Source organism: Keratinibaculum paraultunense (assembly GCF_016767175.1).
Classification (GTDB): domain Bacteria; phylum Bacillota; class Clostridia; order Tissierellales; family Tepidimicrobiaceae; genus Keratinibaculum; species Keratinibaculum paraultunense.
The window spans coordinates 72636-93231 of the sequence record NZ_CP068564.1 but is presented as its reverse complement, the minus strand read 5'-3'; the positions used below and the strand labels follow the sequence as shown (position 1 = coordinate 93231).

Annotated in this window: 22 protein-coding genes, 1 tRNA gene, 1 other RNA gene and 1 riboswitch; of the genes, 8 read left to right on the top strand and 16 right to left on the bottom strand. The window is 29.2% G+C overall.

The features are described from left to right. Positions 1-9 precede the first annotated feature (9 nt). The 5 genes from JL105_RS00510 to JL105_RS00490 all read right to left on the bottom strand — a co-directional run bounded on the left by JL105_RS00510 (position 10) and on the right by JL105_RS00490 (position 3102). Complete coding sequence (locus JL105_RS00510; protein WP_132027789.1) at positions 10-861, bottom strand: ATP-binding protein; 852 nt, start codon at positions 859-861, stop codon at positions 10-12. Then, on the bottom strand, positions 858-1685 hold the full coding sequence (locus JL105_RS00505; RefSeq protein WP_132027787.1) for an ATP-binding protein: 828 nt from the start codon (positions 1683-1685) through the stop codon (positions 858-860). The genes JL105_RS00510 and JL105_RS00505 overlap by 4 nt, the downstream gene beginning before the upstream one ends. After that, positions 1686-2048 carry a NifB/NifX family molybdenum-iron cluster-binding protein gene (locus tag JL105_RS00500; RefSeq protein ID WP_132027785.1) on the bottom strand — a complete coding sequence of 121 codons (363 nt, stop codon included), beginning with the start codon at positions 2046-2048 and terminating at the stop codon, positions 1686-1688. Between the two features lie 120 nt (positions 2049-2168). Further along, positions 2169-2672 (bottom strand): gamma carbonic anhydrase family protein, encoded by a 504-nt coding sequence (locus tag JL105_RS00495; protein ID WP_132027783.1) that lies wholly within the window; start codon positions 2670-2672, stop codon positions 2169-2171. Positions 2673-2691: 19 nt separating this feature from the next. Further along, complete coding sequence (locus tag JL105_RS00490; RefSeq protein ID WP_132027781.1) at positions 2692-3102, bottom strand: gamma-glutamylcyclotransferase family protein; 411 nt, start codon at positions 3100-3102, stop codon at positions 2692-2694. A gap of 136 nt (positions 3103-3238) precedes the next feature. Continuing rightward, positions 3239-3429, top strand: a riboswitch (Lysine riboswitch). An 87-nt stretch (positions 3430-3516) separates the two neighbouring features. On the opposite strand from JL105_RS00490, the gene JL105_RS00485 reads away from it, so the two are divergent. Continuing rightward, on the top strand, positions 3517-4722 hold the full coding sequence (locus JL105_RS00485; RefSeq protein ID WP_132027779.1) for an aspartate kinase: 1206 nt from the start codon (positions 3517-3519) through the stop codon (positions 4720-4722). Positions 4723-4755: 33 nt separating this feature from the next. On the opposite strand, the gene JL105_RS00480 is transcribed toward JL105_RS00485, so the two are convergent. Then, entirely contained in the window at positions 4756-5130 is a 375-nt protein-coding gene (locus tag JL105_RS00480) for an iron-sulfur cluster assembly scaffold protein (RefSeq protein WP_132027777.1), read from the bottom strand. A 197-nt stretch (positions 5131-5327) separates the two neighbouring features. On the opposite strand from JL105_RS00480, the gene JL105_RS00475 reads away from it, so the two are divergent. Further along, a complete protein-coding gene (locus JL105_RS00475; RefSeq protein ID WP_202690539.1) occupies positions 5328-5714 on the top strand; it encodes a D-alanine--D-alanine ligase family protein in 387 nt (128 codons plus the stop codon). Between the two features lie 32 nt (positions 5715-5746). Further along, on the top strand, positions 5747-6322 hold the full coding sequence (locus tag JL105_RS00470; RefSeq protein ID WP_202690634.1) for a D-alanine--D-alanine ligase family protein: 576 nt from the start codon (positions 5747-5749) through the stop codon (positions 6320-6322). A gap of 578 nt (positions 6323-6900) precedes the next feature. Here the strand turns inward: JL105_RS00470 and recR are convergent. From recR to dnaX, 3 genes are read right to left on the bottom strand one after another with little or no spacing between them, the layout of a single operon-like run. After that, a complete protein-coding gene (recR, locus tag JL105_RS00465) occupies positions 6901-7500 on the bottom strand; it encodes a recombination mediator RecR (protein ID WP_132027775.1) in 600 nt (199 codons plus the stop codon). Between the two features lie 17 nt (positions 7501-7517). Continuing rightward, on the bottom strand, positions 7518-7853 hold the full coding sequence (locus JL105_RS00460; RefSeq protein ID WP_132027773.1) for a YbaB/EbfC family nucleoid-associated protein: 336 nt from the start codon (positions 7851-7853) through the stop codon (positions 7518-7520). Positions 7854-7874: 21 nt separating this feature from the next. Further along, positions 7875-9509 (bottom strand): DNA polymerase III subunit gamma/tau, encoded by a 1635-nt coding sequence (gene dnaX, locus JL105_RS00455; RefSeq protein ID WP_132027771.1) that lies wholly within the window; start codon positions 9507-9509, stop codon positions 7875-7877. A gap of 199 nt (positions 9510-9708) precedes the next feature. On the opposite strand from dnaX, the gene JL105_RS00450 reads away from it, so the two are divergent. Both JL105_RS00450 and ffs read left to right on the top strand, forming a co-directional pair. Next, positions 9709-9800: transfer RNA gene (locus JL105_RS00450), tRNA-Ser, on the top strand. A 13-nt stretch (positions 9801-9813) separates the two neighbouring features. Further along, positions 9814-10079, top strand: an RNA gene (gene ffs / locus JL105_RS00445) — signal recognition particle sRNA large type. A gap of 39 nt (positions 10080-10118) precedes the next feature. Here ffs and JL105_RS00440 read toward each other — a convergent pair. The 4 genes from JL105_RS00440 to JL105_RS00425 are packed head-to-tail and all read right to left on the bottom strand — an operon-like array spanning position 10119 to position 14009. Then, the gene (locus JL105_RS00440) at positions 10119-10547 is read right to left on the bottom strand and encodes a flagellar export chaperone FliS (RefSeq protein WP_158280015.1); all 429 of its coding nucleotides are present in this window, start codon (positions 10545-10547) and stop codon (positions 10119-10121) included. A 15-nt stretch (positions 10548-10562) separates the two neighbouring features. Further along, positions 10563-11459, bottom strand: coding sequence for a flagellin N-terminal helical domain-containing protein (locus JL105_RS00435; protein ID WP_132027767.1), 897 nt, complete (start codon positions 11457-11459; stop codon positions 10563-10565). Continuing rightward, entirely contained in the window at positions 11446-11649 is a 204-nt protein-coding gene (locus JL105_RS00430; RefSeq protein WP_132027764.1) for a hypothetical protein, read from the bottom strand. The genes JL105_RS00435 and JL105_RS00430 overlap by 14 nt, the downstream gene beginning before the upstream one ends. Before the next feature lie 8 nt (positions 11650-11657). Next, positions 11658-14009 carry a DUF6240 domain-containing protein gene (locus tag JL105_RS00425; RefSeq protein WP_132027762.1) on the bottom strand — a complete coding sequence of 784 codons (2352 nt, stop codon included), beginning with the start codon at positions 14007-14009 and terminating at the stop codon, positions 11658-11660. A 141-nt stretch (positions 14010-14150) separates the two neighbouring features. Here JL105_RS00425 and JL105_RS00420 point away from each other — a divergent pair, with 141 nt between their 5' ends. The 3 genes from JL105_RS00420 to JL105_RS00410 are packed head-to-tail and all read left to right on the top strand — an operon-like array spanning position 14151 to position 16546. Next, positions 14151-14597, top strand: coding sequence for a YaaR family protein (locus JL105_RS00420; RefSeq protein ID WP_132027760.1), 447 nt, complete (start codon positions 14151-14153; stop codon positions 14595-14597). Between the two features lie 26 nt (positions 14598-14623). Continuing rightward, on the top strand, positions 14624-14932 hold the full coding sequence (locus JL105_RS00415) for a phasin family protein (protein WP_132027758.1): 309 nt from the start codon (positions 14624-14626) through the stop codon (positions 14930-14932). A 6-nt stretch (positions 14933-14938) separates the two neighbouring features. Beyond that, positions 14939-16546 carry an ABC1 kinase family protein gene (locus JL105_RS00410; RefSeq protein ID WP_237722286.1) on the top strand — a complete coding sequence of 536 codons (1608 nt, stop codon included), beginning with the start codon at positions 14939-14941 and terminating at the stop codon, positions 16544-16546. A gap of 63 nt (positions 16547-16609) precedes the next feature. On the opposite strand, the gene clpB is transcribed toward JL105_RS00410, so the two are convergent. From clpB to JL105_RS00395, 3 genes are all read right to left on the bottom strand, one after another. Continuing rightward, positions 16610-19207 carry an ATP-dependent chaperone ClpB gene (gene clpB, locus JL105_RS00405; protein ID WP_132027756.1) on the bottom strand — a complete coding sequence of 866 codons (2598 nt, stop codon included), beginning with the start codon at positions 19205-19207 and terminating at the stop codon, positions 16610-16612. Between the two features lie 12 nt (positions 19208-19219). Next, on the bottom strand, positions 19220-20152 hold the full coding sequence (locus JL105_RS00400; protein WP_132027754.1) for a DnaJ C-terminal domain-containing protein: 933 nt from the start codon (positions 20150-20152) through the stop codon (positions 19220-19222). Between the two features lie 152 nt (positions 20153-20304). Beyond that, complete coding sequence (locus tag JL105_RS00395) at positions 20305-20481, bottom strand: aspartyl-phosphate phosphatase Spo0E family protein (RefSeq protein WP_132027752.1); 177 nt, start codon at positions 20479-20481, stop codon at positions 20305-20307. Positions 20482-20596 lie beyond the last annotated feature (115 nt).

Below are 20596 nucleotides of genomic sequence, written 5' to 3'. Positions count from 1 at the left end.
CAACCCTCCTTAAATTTTTAAATAATCTTCTTTCATTTTTTTCCACATATTTCTTATGGCTTGATTAGCTTTACTATTTTCATAATATATTATGGGCTTTAATTCATTTATAGATTGCACTATTGTCTCATCAAAGGGTATCTTCCCTACTAAGGGAATATTGTTTTTTTTACAGTAATCTTCTATTTCAGCTGTTACTTCTTCATTTATATCATATTTGTTTATGCATACCATAGCTGGTATATTAAAATGTTTAGTTAATTCATATACTCTTAAAAAATCCTCAAATCCAGATTTTGTTGGCTCTGTAACAATAAGCACCCAGTGATTACCTGTAATAGATGCTATAACAGGACAACCTATTCCAGGTGAACCATCTAGTATAGTTAATGTATTTTTCCCATATTCCTCTGCCTTTTCCCTTAAGTGAGATATCAGTAATCCTGAACCATCTGCGCCAATTTCCATTTTAGCTCTAAATATGTTCCCATTAGGTATTTCTGTTCTATATATGTCAGCTGTTTTTTCTTCTACTAAGGTTATTGCTTTTTCTGGGCATGATATGATACATGCTCCACAACCTTCACATTTTAATTCATTTACTTTGCCTAAATCTATGGCATCAAATTTACATATTTCATTGCAAATACCACATTGATTACATAAGCTTAAATCTACATAAGCTACTTGGCTAGCAGAAAAATATTCTTTATCCATGTCCTTCCCTGTATAATATAGATACATATTAGAAGCTTCTACGTCAGCATCGATTCTTACTGAACCGTTTTCCAATTCAGCAATAGAGGTTGCAATAGTGGTTTTTCCTGTTCCTCCTTTACCACTTATAACTGCTAGTCTCATAGTAGTACCTCCTTTATATTATTTGCAATGTTTTTAAAAGCATCTTTATATTCTTTTTCTTCAATTAGGATTTTCCCTTTAGAATAAGCTTCAGCTATTTCTTTCTTATAGGGAAGATAGCCTACAATCTTTATACCTTCTTCTTCAATATATTCTTTTAAATACAAATTGTTTTCATCATATTTATTGATTATTAATCCAAAGGGGATATTTAGCCTCTTAACTAATTCTACTGCCATCTTTAAATCATGAAGTCCAAAGGCGGTCGGTTCTGTCACTAATATAGCTATATCAGCATAATTAAGAACATTAACTACATTGCATGAAGTCCCTGGAGGGCTATCTAATAAGTTGATTTCTTCTTCGGGTAAATCCTTTAATAATTCTTTCAATATAGGTACTGATATTGGCTCTCCTATATTTAATAATCCTCTTTTTAATAAAATTTCTCCTTTTTTACCTTGTTCTATTACTCCTATAGTTCTTTTAGTAAATTTTATTGCATCTATAGGACAAGCTAAAATACAAGCACCACAACTATGACATAATTTATCGAATAATATAATTTTATCCTTCGCTTTTGCCAATGCGTTAAATTTACAAATTTCAACACATCTTCCACATAATGTACAATTTTCTTCATCTATTTCTGGTATCTCTACTTCTACATATTGTTTTGTAATATATTCTGGTTTAAGAAATATAAAACCATTAGGCTCTTCTACATCGCAATCTATGTAATTAGCTTTTAATAATAATGCTAAATTGGTAGAAATAGTAGTCTTTCCTGTTCCTCCTTTGCCACTTAATACTGCTATATTCATTTAATGTCCTCCCTTTTGAGATGGTCCCGCTTCCTTTATTTCCTCCAATTCATTAGCTTTAAATGATTCTATTAATAATTTACAAGAAATGTTTTTACCTTTGTACATTTTTATACCAGAACTATTTAACAGTTCATATGCATTAGGTCCAATATTGTTGGAAATAACTCCATCTACAGATTCGTCTATTAACTGTTGAGCTGATGTAATTCCTGCTCCACCGCTAGAATATTTTCCTTTGTTTTCTAAAACTTTAAATTTTTCTTTTTCTAAATCATAGATTATAAAATATTCACATCTTCCAAATCTTAAATCTAAATAACTATTTAAATCCTTTCCACTTGATGATAGTGCTATTTTCATGTTTATCTCCTCCAATTTAAGTTATTGGCATATGCTAATTTGATTTTATAACTATAATTTGTTTTTGTCAAATATAAAAAATTCCCTGCCCAACGGCAAGGAATTTTTTATATAAATTTATTATATATATTCATCTCTCCACAGTTTTTCATATCTTTCTGCATTATGTTTAATTGTTTTTATTTCCCTTTCTGTTACTTGCCTTTTCACCTTCCCTGGTATACCTATTACCAATGAATTAGATGGTATCACTGTATCTTCTGTAATTAAAGCTCCTGCCCCAATTATACAATTATCTCCTATTACAGCTCCATTTAATATAGCAGCTCCCATTCCTATTAAACAATTATTGCCTACTGTACATCCATGAACTACTGCATTATGCCCTATTGTGGTATAATCACCAATTTCTAAAGGTGCATCAGTATCTACATGTAAAGTTACATTGTCTTGAATATTGGTATGTTTTCCTATTTTTATATAATTCATATCTCCTCGGGCTACAGCATTATACCAAATACTACTTCCCTTATCAATGGTTACATCTCCTATTACATTTGCCGACTCTGCTATAAAAGTATCTGGATGAATTTTAGTTATTTTATCTTTTAGATTTCTTAACATATTATTTCTCCTTTTTTTATTATTTTTTATAATTTTTAGCTTTTTCTAGTGCATCTAATGGCAAACCCCAGTCTTCATAGCCTTTCACTAATATATCGTAATACTGACTAGGTGGAGCTTCTATTTTTTTCTCTACCATAGAATAAGCAACAGCATCATATTTGTTCCCTTTTTCGTCTTCTACTTCTACTATAATTCTATCATATAAGTCAGGATATCCTTCTAGCCTATCTAATTTTATCAACTCCTGTTTAGAAATTACATATAGTGCCCCTAATACACTCTCATTTTCTTCTTGAATTATATCTGCCAACTGATTAAATACCAATCTATAGCCTTTTAGAATTACCTTTTTAATAGGTATAGCTTCTGGACATCTAGACAGCATATATTCTTTGCTCAAATTACTAGCATAAGCAAAGTAAAGCATATAAACACCTCCTGTACGTATACACTCTCCTATATATTATTTATTACCCTTTTTTATATATAATAACACAAAGGAAGTTTTCTTGACAATTCCCTATCTCCATGATATACTTCTATGAAAACAATTTAATAGTAAGCTGTAATATAGAGGCTGCAGTTACAATAAGTACCATAGAATATAATTTAGGGGTTAGAAATTCTATGGGAAAGGTGTAACTGCCGAAACATGATATCCTCCCTAAGATTTCATGTTGGGGATGTACCTAATAGGTCCATCACTGCGATTAGTTGTGAATACCCAGCCCTCTAATAGAGCGCTATATTACACAGGGTAAAAGTATATGACTACATAAAAACAGTCATGAGTTTCTTTTACTCGTGGCTGTTTTTTTATTAATATTAGGAGGTGATTTAATTGTCTACAGTAGTACAAAAATACGGTGGCACTTCTGTTAGCACCATTGACAAAATTAAATTCATTGCAAAGCTTTTAGCTAAAAGGAAAAAAGCAGGAGATAATTTAGTTGTTGTAGTTTCTGCCATGGGCAACACTACTGATAAACTTATTGAATTAGCTAATAATGTCTCTACTAATCCAAGTAAAAGAGAATTAGATATGCTCCTATCTACAGGGGAACAAATAACATCTGCACTTTTGGCTATGACTCTAAAAGATATAGGATATGATGCAATTGCTTTAACAGGTTTCCAGGCAGGTATTAAAACAGAAGATAAACATACTAGAGCATCAATTTTAGATATTGAAATTAATAAAGTTAAAAATCATCTAAAAGAAGATAAAATTGTAATAGTAGCTGGTTTTCAAGGTATAGATAAAAATGGTAATATCACTACTCTAGGAAGAGGAGGATCCGATACTACAGCGGTAGCCTTAGCAGCTAAATTAAACTGCCCATGTGAAATATATACAGATGTTGAAGGAATATATGGGGTAGACCCCAAAATTTATCCTAATGCAAAAAAGCTTGATTATATTAGTTATGATGAAATGCTAGAGATGGCTAGTTTAGGAGCGAAAGTAATAGAAACAAGAGCTGTGGAGTTAGCTAGTAAATATAAAGTACCTATATACATAGCTTTAAATACTGGCTCCGTTTCAGGAACTTATATAAAGGAGTTGGATGAATCTATGGAAGAAAAAGTAATTACAGGTTTAACAACTAGTGATGATGATTTAATGGTAACCATTAATAATGTTTTATATGATATCAAAAATATTTGTTATATTTTTAATAGACTGGCAGAAATGGATATAAATATCGATATGATAAGTCAAACTGCTCCAATTTATGGTTATGTAAATATATCATTTACGGCTCCAAAAGATAGCAAAAATCTTATATTAAAATTAGTTGATGAATTAAAAGCAAAAATGAAAGATATAGAAATAGATATTCAAGAAAATATAACTAAAATATCAGTAGTAGGATTAGGTATGAGAACACAATCAGGAGTTGCTGCAAAATTATTTAAGATATTTTCTGATAATAATATTCAATTTAAGCAAGTAACTACATCTGAAATTAGAATATCCTATACTATAAATACAAAAGATAAAGAAAAAGCTGTATTTAAAATAGCAGAAGAATTCAATATATAAAAAATAAAAACTGGGTTTACTTTAACCCAGCTTTTATTTTTTATTTAAATAATCTTTTATAGCATCTCTTAAAGCCTTTACAGCAAGATTAGAACAATGAAGCTTGTTCTTTGGTAACCCATCAAGGGCTTCGACTATATCTTTCTCTTTTATTTCTAGTGCTTCTTCTATAGTCTTCCCCTTTGCAAGTACTGTGGTCATACTAGAAGTTGCCACTGAAGCAGTACATCCAAATACCAAGAAGGATATATCTTCTATGATATTATCCTTTACTTTTATATATATGGTCAAAAAATCTCCACATCTAGGATCACCATAAGTACCCTTGCCATCATAATCTACCATGCTCCCCACATTTTGAGGGCTCATAAAATGTTCTATTACTTTTATTGAATATTGGGAATACATATGTCTCACTTCCTATTTTTAAATTAATATACTTCATATGCTTTATATTATAGCATTTAATTTTTTTACAATAAACACTTAAATAAGACTTAATAAAATATAATTTATGATATAATAAATAAAAATTTATTTACTACTATTTTATGTAGAACTTTATAACTTAGACAAAACTTAAATATAAAGAAGGAGGGTATCAATTGAAAATAGCTATTGTTACTGATAAGTCAAGAATGAATTTTATTCCATCAGAAGAAGCCTTTAAAGAAGATGAACAAAAAAAGAAAACCACAGAAGAAGTAAAAAAGGTATTATCAAAAAAGTATGACTGTATCTCTTTAGTAACAAATGACAATATTATAAGTCAATTGAGAGAAGAAAAAGTAGATTTAGTATTTAATTTATGTAACGGAATAAAAGGTGATAGTAAGCTAGCTCAATTTCCTGCTATTTTAGAATTTGCAAATATTCCTTATACTGGTTCTTCTGTATTAGGTCATACTCTCGCTATAAATAAAAGCTATTCTTCAAAAATTTTTAAAGCTTGTAACATACCAACGCCAGATTTTTTTCTGTTTACAATCTAGATGATTTAAAAAAGTTTAATCTTGATTTTCCTATAATAATAAAACCAAATGATGAAGGGTCTAGTCGAGGTATCCACCAAGATAGCCTTGTATTTGATATGAATACATTAATACAAAAAGTAGAAGAAGAATTAAAAACATATAATCCTCCTATTATACTAAACAAATTTATAGAAGGAAGAGAATTTTCAGTAGGGATTATAGGTAATGATAATAATACAATGGCACTTCCCATACAAGAAGTTGACTTATCACAACTTCCTGAAAATCTATCTAAATTTTATAGTTTCGAAGTAAAAGCTTACTATAAAGACAAAGTATTATATCATATTCCTGCATCTTTAACACAAGAAGAAAAAAATCTAATAGAATCAACAACTATAAAAGCGTATAAAACTTTATCATTAAAAGATTATGCGAGAGTTGATATAATATTAAAAGATAATGTACCTTATATTCTAGAAATAAACTCCTTGCCAGGTCTTATGAAAGGTAAATCTTCATTGTGTAGAATGGCAGAAGCTACAGAACTAGGATATGAAGACCTAATATTAGAAATTGTAGATATTGCTATAAAAAGATACAATAAACTAGGTAAGCTTTTGTAAAATTAAACTATAACTAATATCTAAGAACTCCCATTGCTAAAACATTGAGAGTTCTTAGATATTATGATAAACCATACTTTTTAAAATAACTTTATTTAATATAAACACTATTATGTAACCCAAACAAACTTCTTTCCCTTTTCAAATAAACTCCTTTCACAAATCCCCCTCAAACCCTTGAAAACACTGGCTTGTTATTCCTTGCCAATTTCCCATTTAATTCCTATTCCCTTAATCTTTACTCCTTAAAGTCCTTTCATTCCTCAATTTTTAGGTCAAAAAATGAAAATAAAGTGCTTTTAGGATTGAGGGTTAAGGGGGAAGGGTTAAGGAGAGATTTTACCCATTTTTCATTCCATTTTCTTTTCCATTCAATCTTCTAATCCATTGATTTTTCTGGCTTTTAGCCTTATTCCTTGTTCCTTATCCCTTAAAACTTCTAAACAAAAAACATGGCCTACAGGGTATTTCCTTATCCCTAATAAACCATGTTTTCTAAAAGTACTTTATTTACTCCTTCTCAAACATTTGAAAAATGAAAGGAGTTTATTTGATGTAGACAACTATATTTTTTACACCTATAGTTCCCTTCTATTTTCCATAGCTTTAGAAAGGGTGACTTCATCAAAATATTCTAAATCTCCTCCTACTGGAATTCCATGAGCTATTCTGGTAGTTTTAACACCTAAAGGTTTCAAAAGCTTTGCTATATATAGTGCAGTAGCTTCCCCTTCTACTGTGGGATTTGTAGCCAATATTACTTCCTCTACTTCCCCTTCATATACTCTATTTAACAATTCCTTTACCTTTATCTCATTTGGTCCTCTATTATCCATGGGAGATATGGTACCCTGAAGTACATGATATAGTCCCTTATATTCCCTAGTCTTTTCCATTGCAATTACATCCTTTGCTCCTTCTACTACACATATTATAGATTTGTCTCTTCTGTCATCTTTACATATATGACAAGGATCTGTATCAGTTAAATTACAGCATATACTACAATAATGAATCTTTTTCTTTGCATTTGTAATAGCATTTGCCAGCTTTTCTACCTCTATTGTATCCATTTCAAGTATATAAAAGGCTAAACGTTGAGCTGTTTTTCTCCCAATGCCAGGTAGTTTTGAAAGTTGCTCAATTAAGTTTGCAATAGGTAGTGCATAATAATCCATCTACATCAACCTTTCCACTAGAACAATCCTGGTATGTTCATACCTCCTGTCAACTTATTCATTTCCTTTGCTGCTAATTCCTCTGCTTTCCTTAAAGCTTCATTTACTGCTGCTAATACTAAATCCTGCAACATTTCCACATCTTCTGGATCTACTACTGATTCGTCTATAGTAATGGATATTATTTCTTTTTTCCCATTAGCTTTAGCTGTAACTGCTCCTCCTCCAACACTAGCTTCTACTTCAGATTGCTCTAATTGTTTTTGTAATTCCTCCATTTGTTTTTGTACTTTTTTCATTTGTTTCATCATATTACCCATATTACCCATTCCTGGGAATCCACCTCTTGCCATATTAAATCTCCTTCCTATAAATCATTTTATTTCTACAATATCTTCACCAAAGAAGTCTTTAACTTCCTTGATATAATCTCTTTCACTTTTTTTTTCTTCTTCATCTTCTCCCTTTATCATTATAAAATCCACATCTATATTTTTGTTAAAATATGAAGAGAGTATTTTTTTTACTAACTTTTTGTTTTCATCACTACTTATAAGCTCTCTATGAATACCATATCCATCTTTATATCCAATCTTTAAAATATTATTTTCAAAAGAAACAAGTTCTCCCTCCATTAATAGTGCATGAGTGCTAGCTCTAGCATCTTTTACTATTTTTAATATTTGTGACCACTCATCTTGGATTGTCTGATATGATAGTCCTTTACTATCATCAAATACTTTTGGAGATTCGTCCACTTCAATTTTATTATTAGACTCTTCTATTTTTTCCCTTTTGATTTCAGGTTCTGAAGATTCTAATTGCTCTTTATGTTCTTTTACTTTTTCATGCTTATTTAAAACTATGTCTCCACTAGATATTATCATCTCAAGTTTCTTTACTCTATCTTCTAAAGTTACCTGTTCTTCTAAATTTATCAGTTTTATAATGGCTATTTCAAGTATTATTCTAGGTTGAGTTAACCATTTAGCTTGTTTTTCACATTCTGTTAATATATCCAAACTATTTAAAATATAATCCATTGACATGTTTTTACTTTGTTCTAAATACATGCTGAAACTTTCTTCATCCATATCCATTATCTCTACAGCATTATTAGCAGTTTTTGAAACTAATAAATTTCTAAAATGATATATTAGATCCTTTAAAAATTGATGAATATCTTTACCTTTTTGAACTATATCATCTATCTTCCATAATGCCTTTTCTAATTCTTTTTTTCTTACATTTTCCACCATTTCAAATAAAAACTCCATATTGGCAATTCCCAATATGTCCATTGCATCTTCATAAGTTAATTTTTCTTCTTTATATGATATACACTGATCTAAAAGACTTAAAGCATCCCTCATAGCTCCATCAGAATTTCGAGCTATTAAACTCAATGCCTTGTCTTCTACTTCTACATTCAACTGTTCGCATATTTTTTTCATATTATTAATAATATCTTTTGTAGTAATCCTTTTAAAATCAAATCTTTGACATCTAGATAATATAGTTTGTGGTAACTTTTCTGATTCTGTAGTAGCTAATATGAATATTAAATGCTCTGGTGGCTCTTCTAATGTTTTAAGTAATGCATTGAATGCCTCATTTGTAAGCATATGCACCTCATCTATTATATACACCTTATATCTTGTCTTTGAAGGAGGATATACTACCTTTTCCCTCAACTCTCTTATATCTTCTATTTTTCTATTGCTAGCTGCATCCATCTCTATAACATCCATTATGGACTCATTTAATATTCCTTTGCATATTTCACACTCATTGCAAGGATTGCCATCTTTAGGATGTAAACAATTTACTGCCCTTGAAAAAATTTTAGCAGTAGAAGTCTTGCCTGTACCTTTTGTGCCTGAAAATAGGTAAGCATGACCAATATTACCATTTGCTATTTGATTTTTCAAAGTTATAGTTATATGCTTTTGCCCTAATACCTCATCAAAAGTCTTAGGTCTATATTTCCTATATAATGCTTGATACATATTATCCACCCTTATATTATTTAATATATATATCATACCAGATATATTATACCAGATGGAAGGAATAATTACACTAACAATTGTACTATATTCTAGAACACTTCTTCTGAAAAAAATTATTTATGGTTGACATATTAAGATAATTTAAGTATAATATAATCCTGTAAAGAATTTATTTAATTTAATAAATAATATTATTGGAGAGATGGCCGAGTTGGACGAAGGCGCACGACTGGAAATCGTGTAAACGTGATAAGCGTTTCGAGGGTTCGAATCCCTCTCTCTCCGCCATCTTTAACCTTTCCCGTGCTAGATGGGGAGGTAGCGGTGCCCTATAACCTGCAATCCGCTATAGCAGGGTTGAATTCCCAGTCTCGGCGCTTATATTTCAAGGTCTGCCCTAAATAAGTGGTGTTGACGAATGGGTCCTGCGCAACGGGAATCTATGAACCCCGTCAGATCCGGGAGGAAGCAGCGGTAAGTAGACACTCTCGTGTGCCGCAGGGGTGCCTGTTCCGAGCTAACTGTTTAGGTAACGCTTGGGATATAACGCCAAAGCTGGGTGCACGGGTACATAAAAAAGTCTGTGGATAATCCACAGACTTTTTATCATCCTTTAAAGCTTTTGCTTCCTTTAACTGTATGTTCATTTAAATAATCTTTACCATATGTAAGCCCTGTAATAGTTTTTGGATCCTCTATTACTTCTAACTGTTGAAAACCTTCACATATTGGAGTGAATATCTTTATACAAGTTTTAAACAAAGATGGATCTTTACTATATTCTCCTTCTGTAATTAATCTATTTACATAAAGATTAATTTCACGTAAATTTAAAGAAATTTCATCATCCCCACTAAATTGGATTAATAACTCTGTTAATATGTCTCTAGAATGATTAATTATTTTATTTAATTTTTCATAATCTCCTTCATCAATAGCTTTTATGCTATTATTAAAATTATCTATCAAAGCTTCATACAGTATAGCTATCAATCCTGCTTCATTGGTAGTTGAAATTCTTTTATTTAATTCCATAATATCCACCATCTCCTATTGTAGTAATTGAAGCACTGATTGAGGTAGTTGATTAGCTTGAGAAAGCATAGCTGTTCCTGCTTGTTGCAATATACTTAGTTTTACAAATTCACTCATCTCCAAAGCCATATCTGCATCTTCTATTCTAGACTTAGCCGATGTTAAATTTTCTGTTGTATTATCCAAATTCTTTATAGTATACTCTAACCTGTTTTGATAAGCTCCTAATTTAGAACGATGAGAAGATACTTTGGCTACTGCATCATCATACATTTTTATAGTATTTTTGAACATTTCTGGTTCTAATTTGTCTTCAGTAACTTTAAATCCACTCCCATTATCTTTTATTATTATACCGCCAATAAGTTTTAGCCCTTCACTTTCTTTATCACTAACTGTAATATTTATCTCTGACATATCTATTTCTATATACTGCCCTTCATTTGCTCCTATATGAAGTCTAAGTTTATCAATAGTTGTATTTTCAATATTTAAATTGCCTTTCAATAAAGGTATTCCATTAAATTCCGTATCATTTGCAATTTTATCTATCTGCTCTGTTAATTCTTTTAGTTCATTGGCTATAGCTTCTAAATCATCTTCTGCATATACTCCATTGGCTCCTTGTACTGCTAATTCTCTCATTCTCTGTAACATAGCATGAACTTCATTTAATGCTCCCTCTGCTGTTTGAATTAAGGATATGCCATCTAAAGCATTTCTTGAAGCTTGTCTTAACCCTCTTATCTGAGCCTCCATCTTTTGAGATATAGCTAACCCTGCTGCGTCATCAGCAGCTTTATTGATTCTCTTTCCTGATGATAACTTTTCCAATGTCTTTTCTAAGTTAGTAATATTTATAGTCATCATCCTATGAGTATTTAATGCTGGTATATTATTATTTATCCTCATCTTTATCTACCTCCATATTATTTATATCTTCCACAAAGGATAAAGTTTCTCCTAAAACTTGAAACAACTCCTTTGGAATCTTATCTATATTTTTTATTCCCAAATCTTTTTTTAATTCAACATTACCTTCTTGATTCTTTTTTTCATAAGCTTTTTTTATGTATTTTCTGGGGACTAAACGTATTTTCATATTCTCACCTAATATACAATATTTAGTTCTTTTAAATTATAACCTATTTTATTTAATCTTTCTTCAAATTTATATTTATATTTTAATATGAGTTCTCCTTTGTTCCCTTCAAAATCCACATATATATCTTTTCCTAATACTTTCAAATATAAGGTCAATTCTCCTAATGGCTCTATGTCCATATTAAAATAAAAGAACATGTCATTTTTATCTATACCTTTTTTTACATTTGGAATTATTAAATTTATATTTTTATATCCTTCTTCTGATGCAATAGGTAGTTGTAAAACTAAATCCTCTTTAGATACTATATTTTGCAATTCTAAGTATTCTTTTAATTGTTTTTTAGATCCTTCTTTATCTTCTTGAAAATCTAGAGATTGGCTTAAATTATCAAATTCTTCTATTATATCTTTATATTTCTCATTGATTTTAGGGTTACCTTCTTTTAAGGAAGTGGAAAATTCCTTAATTTTATTTTCCAATATTTCAATTCCTTCTTTCAAATTTCCATCCATCATAAATTTTGATTTTAATATAGAATTTAATACATAACCTAAACCGTTGCTACTATATAAAAGATTATTTAAACAATTTAACTGGTTTATAGATATATTTAAATAATTTTTCATAGCCATAGATATTAAAACTTCTTCTTTCCCTTTCATATGAACTATATCCTGAGATAATTTCTTTAATTTTTCCATCTTGTTTATATTTTTATCTATATATTCATTCAATTCATCTATAGCCATATATTCTATTTCTAATCCATCTTTTACACTCATTTTTATTAAATTTAATGTGGTATTATTTTTAGCATTCAAATATTCCTGCCTTATAAAATTTTCTTCTGTCATATTTATAGGTTCTATGGTCATTTCTTCATTGTTATCCAATTCCATTTGAGATTCATATAAATTATTTAAACTTATAGTATCATATCTTTTTACTGCAAAAGCTATAGTGTTAGAATCTAATTCTTCTAGAGTATTAAATATATTAGAAATAGTTATAGCCTTCTCAACAACCTTTTTATTTAAATTAGCATCTATAGTTTTCAATTCCTTTATATCTTCTATTTTAAATTCTTTACCTGATTTTATTAAATTTATTAAATCTTTATGGGTAACGGTTTTTAACTCTTCAATTTCTTTTAATATCTCTTCTGTATTATACGAATCTTCTATATTACCTGAAGGAGGCAAGTTTTTAATTTCTTTTACTAATTGAGATATATCCTCTTTTAGAGGATCTATTCCTTCTTCCATTAATCTAACTACATTAACTTCATCTAAAAGAATTATCAACTCTTCTAAGTTATTTTTCATATTTATTATTTTTTCTATATTATCTATTGTAATATCCAATTTATTTATCATAAATTCCCTTATTAAGTTTATATTTTCATCTATTTCATCTAGATTTAATTTTCTCAATATATGCAAAATATCCTCTAAAGATATTTCTTCTTTTATAGTGAAGCTATCATATATGGGAGAAGTAATATTTGTATCTATTTCTCCAATAGTATATGAATATTTCAGTTTATATAAATTTTCAATGTTTATGGTTAAATCCTCTTTTAATGCTTTTACTAATATTTCATCATCATATTCTTTTAAGTCCTGAAGTTTATGTATTACTTCCATAACATTTTCAATATTTTCTTTATTTATAGGAATTCCCTGCTTATGTAATGCTATAATGCTATCATAAACATCCTTTCCCATCTTTGTTCCATATATATCTTTTGCAATAACTTCCGCTTCCTTATAACTTAAACTTTTATTTGATTTTAAAATTTCTATTATGGATAAATCTTTTTCTTCCGTATTTATTTTCTTTAACTCTTCTGCTATTTTTTGAAGGGAATCCTCCCCTATATCTATATCTTTATAAAATAATTCAATACAAGAATTAAAGTCTATATTTTCAACTATTTCTTCTAAATATTTCTTGGACATAAAAAATGTTTCTAAATTATCCCTATTTATTGGAATATTATAATTTATTAAATATTCTATAGCTTTTTTGGTTTCTTCTATATCTTCAAAACCTAATTTTTTTATCACTTTATCTAAATCTACAAATTCATCAATATTTTCTTCTTTCTTCTCCTCAATCTTCATAGATAATATATTTTCTTTATCAATATTGACTCTTTCTCCTATTTGAGAAACTATTTCCTCTTTTAATCTTAAATTATATTGAATGTTTTTATCCTCAAAAGTTTTTTCAATCTTTACATTTTTACCTTCCTTTTCTACTAATATTCCTTCTACATCATAAGGTAAAGTGGGCTTTAGAGAATAAGCTTCTATTATATTTTCTTTTTTATTTAAGCTTACAGCTTCCATACCGTCACCCTCACTAGAATTATATTAATATATTGCCCTCAATAATTATATCGACAATTTATTGTTTTTTTTAAGTTTTTATTATATTTTTTATTTATATTGCCGATAGTATATAATAGAATAGTAAGGGAAGGTGGAATTATGTCCAGAGTTGAAAGAATAACTACTAACAATATAGTTAAAATTGATAATGTAAAAAAACCTTCAAGTAAAAAAGTACAAGAAACTTTTAAAAATAAATTAAATGAAATAGAACAAGAACATATAAGAGAGCAACTTAAAATATTATATAATAAAATAGAGGCACAATCGAGTAAACTTCAAGATAAACTTTTTATTGAAGATTTGATTGAATACAAAAAATTAGTAAAAGAATTTTTAGATATTACTGTAAATAATTCCCATATATTTTATAAAGAAAATTCTTTGGATAGAAGAGGTAGACATAGGGTATATTCATTAGTAAAGAAAGTAAATAATGAATTAGATGAATTAACTAAAGACTTTTTAAACTTAGAAAGCAACAGAATACGAATACTCAAAAGATTGGATGATATTAAAGGTATGCTTTTGGACATTTTCACATAATGTTAAAAAATTTAGGGGGGATTATTATGGAGGAACTATTAAAAAAGATTTTTCTTGCAGGTATAGGAAGCCTTGCTATAACTTATGAGAAGGCAAATAATTTAATTCAAGATATGGTAGAAAAAGGAAAGATAACTGTAGAACAAGGGAAAAAATTAAATGAAGAATTAAAAAGAGTTGTAGAGGACAATAAAACTGATGTACAAAATAATACTGATATAGAAAATAAAATAAAAAACTATATTGATAGTTTGAATCTTGCAACAAAAGAAGATTTAAAAACTTTAAGTAATAGAATAGATGAACTAGAAAAAATAATTAATATGGAGGGATAAAACACCTTGATTCTTCAAGGTGTTTTGCTTAATATGGATAATGATTATACAAAAAAAAGACTTAGAGAAATTATATCTGTGTCTATAAGACATGGCTTTAAAAGTGGAATAGGAGACCCAAAGGAGCTAAGATTGGTATTAGAAGAGCTAGGACCAACTTTTGTTAAAATTGGACAAATACTATCTACTCGTCCAGATATTCTCCCAATAGAATATGTGGAGGAATTTCAAAAATTACAGGATAATGTAAAACCATTAGATTTTACTATAACACAAAAGGTAATAGAAGAAGAATTAAAAGGCTCTATTAATGCTATTTTTATGGAATTTAATAAAACCCCTATAGCTTCTGCTTCCCTTGCAGAAGTATATTTAGCTAAATTAAATACTGGAGAAGATGTAGTAATAAAAGTACAAAGACCATTAGTCAAAGAAAGAATGTTAGCAGATATTCAAATTTTAAAAAAACTTGCACCTTTTATAAATTTTACTGCTACAGGAGAAATAGTAGACGCTAAGGAAGTGGTTGAAGAATTAAGTGTTGCTGCCCAAAAAGAATTAAACTTTATAGAAGAAATGAACAATATAATAAAATTTGCTGAAAACAATAAGGATGTAAAATTTATCACATGTCCTAAGGTTTATAAAGAATATTGTACTGATAAGATTTTAGTTATGGATTATATTTCAGGTATTAAAATTGATGATGTAGATGAACTGTTAGAACAAGGGTATGACATTCATGATATAGCAATTAAACTTACATACCATTATTTTAAACAAGTATTTGAAGACGGATTTTTTCATGCAGATCCTCATCCAGGTAATATACTAATTCATGAAAACACTATAGGATACATAGACTTTGGCCTCATGGGTAATTTGGATTTTAATTTAAAGAAAAAATTAAATCAAATACTAGAAGGAGCTGCCACAGGAAATATAAATTTAATAACTAAATCTGTTTTAAAAATTGGTATAATAAAAGCTCCTATAGATACAAATAAACTTTATGATGATATAGAAATTATGTACACTAACTATATAGATAAATCTATTCATGATTATGATTTACCCCAGATATTAGAGCAAATAATGATTATATGTAAAGAAAACAATATAAGTATGCCTAAAGATATAACCTTATTAATCAAAGGAATGATGACTTTACAAGGACTATTAGCAAAAATAGATAAAACTTTGACTATAATGGATATCGCTATTCCTTATTTTAAAGAACAAATATTAAAAAATAAACTTAGAAATATAGATTTAAAAGAAATAACTATGTATGTATATACTTCAGTTAAATCTAGCTTAGATTTATCTACAAAAGTATTAGAACTTGTAAATACTGCATTAGCAGGAAGATTAAAGTTAAATCTAAAACATCAAAATATAGAGGATGGCTTAAATGAAATAAATAAAATGATTAACCGACTTATATTTGCTATAGTAGTAGCAGGTCTGTTGGTAAGTTCTTCATTGGTAATCAATGCAAATGTAGGATTAAAAATATATGGCATTTCAGCTATAGGTATAATAGGTTATCTAGGTGCTGGCATAGCTGGAATTTTATTGTTAATATCTATATTCCGTTCGGGAAAACTTTGAATATATTGATAAAATTGCTTTCGCTTAAAATTTTAAGCGAAAGCAATTTTTAGTTTTAAATCTTTAATTTTTTACTTTTATGCTTAATCTATCTCTTTGTTTATCTACTCCAACAACTACTTTATCTTTATCCTTTAAGTCTCCTTTTATAATCATCCTAGCCATTTGAGTTTCTAGGTTCTTCTGTAAGAATCTCTTTATTGGTCTTGCTCCATATTGAACTGAATAAGCTCTATTTACTACAAATTCTTTAGCTTCATCAGTAAATTCTATAGTTATATGTCTATCTCTTAATCTACCTTCTATTTCTGCTACTTGTAAATCAATTATCTTGAATATGTCTTCTTTTTGTAGAGGTCTAAACATTACTATCTCATCTATTCTATTTAAAAACTCCGGTCTAAATACCCTTCTCATTTCATCCATTACTCTCTCTTTGGTATGCTCATCTATTCTTCCATCAGCTTTTAAGCCTTCCAATATATAGGATGAACCTATGTTAGAGGTCATTATAATTACGGTATTTTTAAAGTCTACTGTTCTCCCTTGATTGTCTGTCAATCTTCCATCATCTAATACTTGTAACAATATATTGAATACATCTGGATGGGCTTTTTCTATTTCATCAAATAGTATTACAGAATAAGGTTTTCTTCTAACAGCTTCCGTTAATTGACCTCCTTCTTCATATCCTACATATCCTGGTGGTGCTCCTATAAGTCTTGATACAGCATGTTTTTCCATGTATTCACTCATATCAATTCTTATCATATTTCTTTCATCATCAAATAGTGCTTCTGTTAAAGCTTTAGCTAATTCTGTTTTTCCTACTCCTGTAGGACCTAAAAATATGAAGGAACCTATTGGCCTGTTTGGTGGTTTTATACCAGCCCTTGCCCTAATAACAGCATCTGCAACAGCTTCCACTGCTTCATCTTGGCCTATAACTCTTCTACGAAGGATTTCATCTAGTTTTAATAATTTCTCTCTTTCTGATTCAACTAATTTAGTAACAGGAATTCCAGTCCATTTAGATACTACTTCTGCAATTTCTTCTTCTGTTACTTCTTCTTTTAACATTCTATCTTCGTCTTCTTTATATTTTGCATTTGCCTCTTCTAATTCTTTCTCTAACTGAGGTAATCTTCCATATTTAAGTTCAGATAACTTTTCTAGATCGTATCTCCTCTCAGCATCTTCTATTTCTATTTTTACTTTATCTATTTCCTCTTTTATAGCCTTGATCCTTTCTATATGTTTCTTTTCTTCCTGCCATTTTGCTTTCATAACATCGTATTCTTCTTTCAAATCCGATAGCTCTTTTTCTAAATTTTCAAGACGTATCTTTGATGCTTCATCAGTTTCTTTCTTTAAAGCTTCTCTTTCAATTTCTAATTGTAGTATCTTCCTTCTAATTTCATCTAATTCAGCAGGCATACTGTCTATTTCAGTTCTAACCATAGCACAAGCTTCATCCATCAAATCTATAGCTTTATCTGGAAGATATCTATCACTTATATATCTATCAGCTAAAGTCGCTGCTGCTATTATAGCATTGTCAGATATCCTAATACCATGATGAATTTCATACCTTTCTTTAAGCCCTCGAAGTATAGATATAGTATCTTCTACACTTGGTTCATCTACAAGCACTCTTTGGAATCTTCTTTCTAAAGCAGCATCTTTTTCTATATATTGTCTATATTCATCCAATGTAGTAGCACCTATACATTGAATTTCACCACGAGCTAGCATAGGTTTTAATAGATTAGAAGCATCCATAGAGCCTTCTGCCTTTCCTGCTCCTACTATATTGTGAATTTCATCTATGAATAGTATAATTCTTCCTTCAGATTTCTCTAATTCCTTCAATACAGCTTTTAATCTTTCTTCAAATTCTCCTCTATATTTCGCTCCTGCAATTAATGCTCCCATATCTAGTGCAAATATAGTTTTATCTTTTAATCCTTCTGGTACATCTCCATTTACTATCCTCTGAGCCAATCCTTCTACTATAGCAGTTTTACCTACTCCAGGTTCTCCAATTAGTACAGGATTGTTTTTAGTCCTTCTAGATAAAATTCGAATAGTATTTCTTATTTCCTCATCTCTGCCTATAACTGGATCTAATTTCCCTTTTCTTGCTTCTTCTGTTAAGTCTCTACCAAATCTTTCTAGGACATTATAGGTATCCTCAGGATTATCAGATGTTATAGTTTGACTACCTCTAATTTTTCTAAGAGCTTCCATAAATCTCTGTAAATTTATATTATATCTATTAAATATAGTTTCTGATACAGTGCCTCTTTCCTTTAGAAGAGCAATATATAGATGTTCAACGCCTACAAACTGATCCCCAAATTTTTTGGCTTCATCTTCTGCTTTTAATAATATTTTCGTGTAAATCCTACTAGGATATAGAGCTCCGCCGCCGCCAGATTGTTTAGGCAAACGTTCTAGTTCTCGTTGGATATCATTTTTGATTAATTCTACATCTTCACCCATGTAGGATAATACCCTTGGAATTAAACCATTTTCTTGATCAATTAATGCATAATGAAGATGTATTTCCTCTAATTGAGGATTATCATGCTTTATTGCTATTTCTTGTGATTTTTGTATTGCTTCTACACTTTTTTGCGTGAATTTGCTCAAATCCATAAACATCACCCCTTATCTTCTAGGATTATATTTAGTAATATCCTGTAACTTTTCATAAAGTTTCTTCTGTTCTTCAGTTAAATTAGGAGGATTTACTATATTTATTTCAATATATAAGTCTCCAGTATTACCCTTCATATCTCTATATCCTCTACCAGGTATTCTGATTTTTTTACCTCCACTCATATTAGGAGGTATATTTACTCTAATTTTATCCCCTGATAAAGTATTTATAGTTATCTTGCTTCCTAAAGCAGCTTCCCAAGGAAGCAAATCCACTTTTTGGTACACATCCAATCCTTCAAGTTTATATCTTTTATCAGGTTTAATGTTAACTTTTAGATAAATATCACCATCAATTCCAACTTTTTCACCATTAATCCTTATTTTTTTCCCGGGCAATATTCCTTTAGGTATTTTTACCGACAAAGATTTAGTTTCGTTTCCAACCCTAAAGGATATAGTCTTTGTAGTTCCTCTATATGCTTCTTCTAAACTTATATCTATTTCTGATTCATATTTAGGCTTAGGTTCATAATAAGATCTTCTACCAAATAAATCACCTATTCCAAAGTCCCTATCAGAAAATAAATCGTCTCCAAAAAACATATTAAAGAAATCACTAAAACCTTCTCCACCAGTAGTTGTATAAGTATATCTATATCCATTTCCAAAGTCTTCAAATCCAAATTGGGATGGATCAAAATGCTGACCATCTGTGAAATTATATCCACTACCAAATGCATCATATTTTCTTCGTTTTTCTTCATCACCTAAAACTTCATATGCTTCGTTTATATCTTTAAATTTTTGCTCTGCTTCTTTATCACCTGGATTTAAATCGGGATGGTATTTTTTAGCCAACTTTCTATAAGCTTTTTTTATTTCATCAGTACTGGCATTTTTATCTACTCCCAATATTTTATAATAATCTTTATACTCCATAGGTTTCATCACCCCTTACGATAAAAGAAAATCAAAAATGTTTGACTATCTTTGACCTTCATTATTATTATACCCATTTTCCTAGTAAAAATCAACATTAAAGATAATATTTATTAATAATTTAATTAAAAAATAAAAGCTAGTAAATTTTACTAGCCTTTATTTATAGAATTTTTAATCTTTATATTACTCTTCTCTTTTTCATCATAATATTTCACTATAATTTCATCCAATGCTTTACTTATTTCCAAAACTTTATTGTAATTTACATTACTGGAACTTATTTCTTTTTCTAAAATTATCCTTAAATTATCTATTTCGTCTCTCACTTATCTTCCTCCCTGTTTAATAAATAATTTATTCTGCTAGTTAATCATATTAATAGGATAATATATTTTGTATGAATTGGCAACTATTTTTTTATGCTTATAGCCAATTCAATCA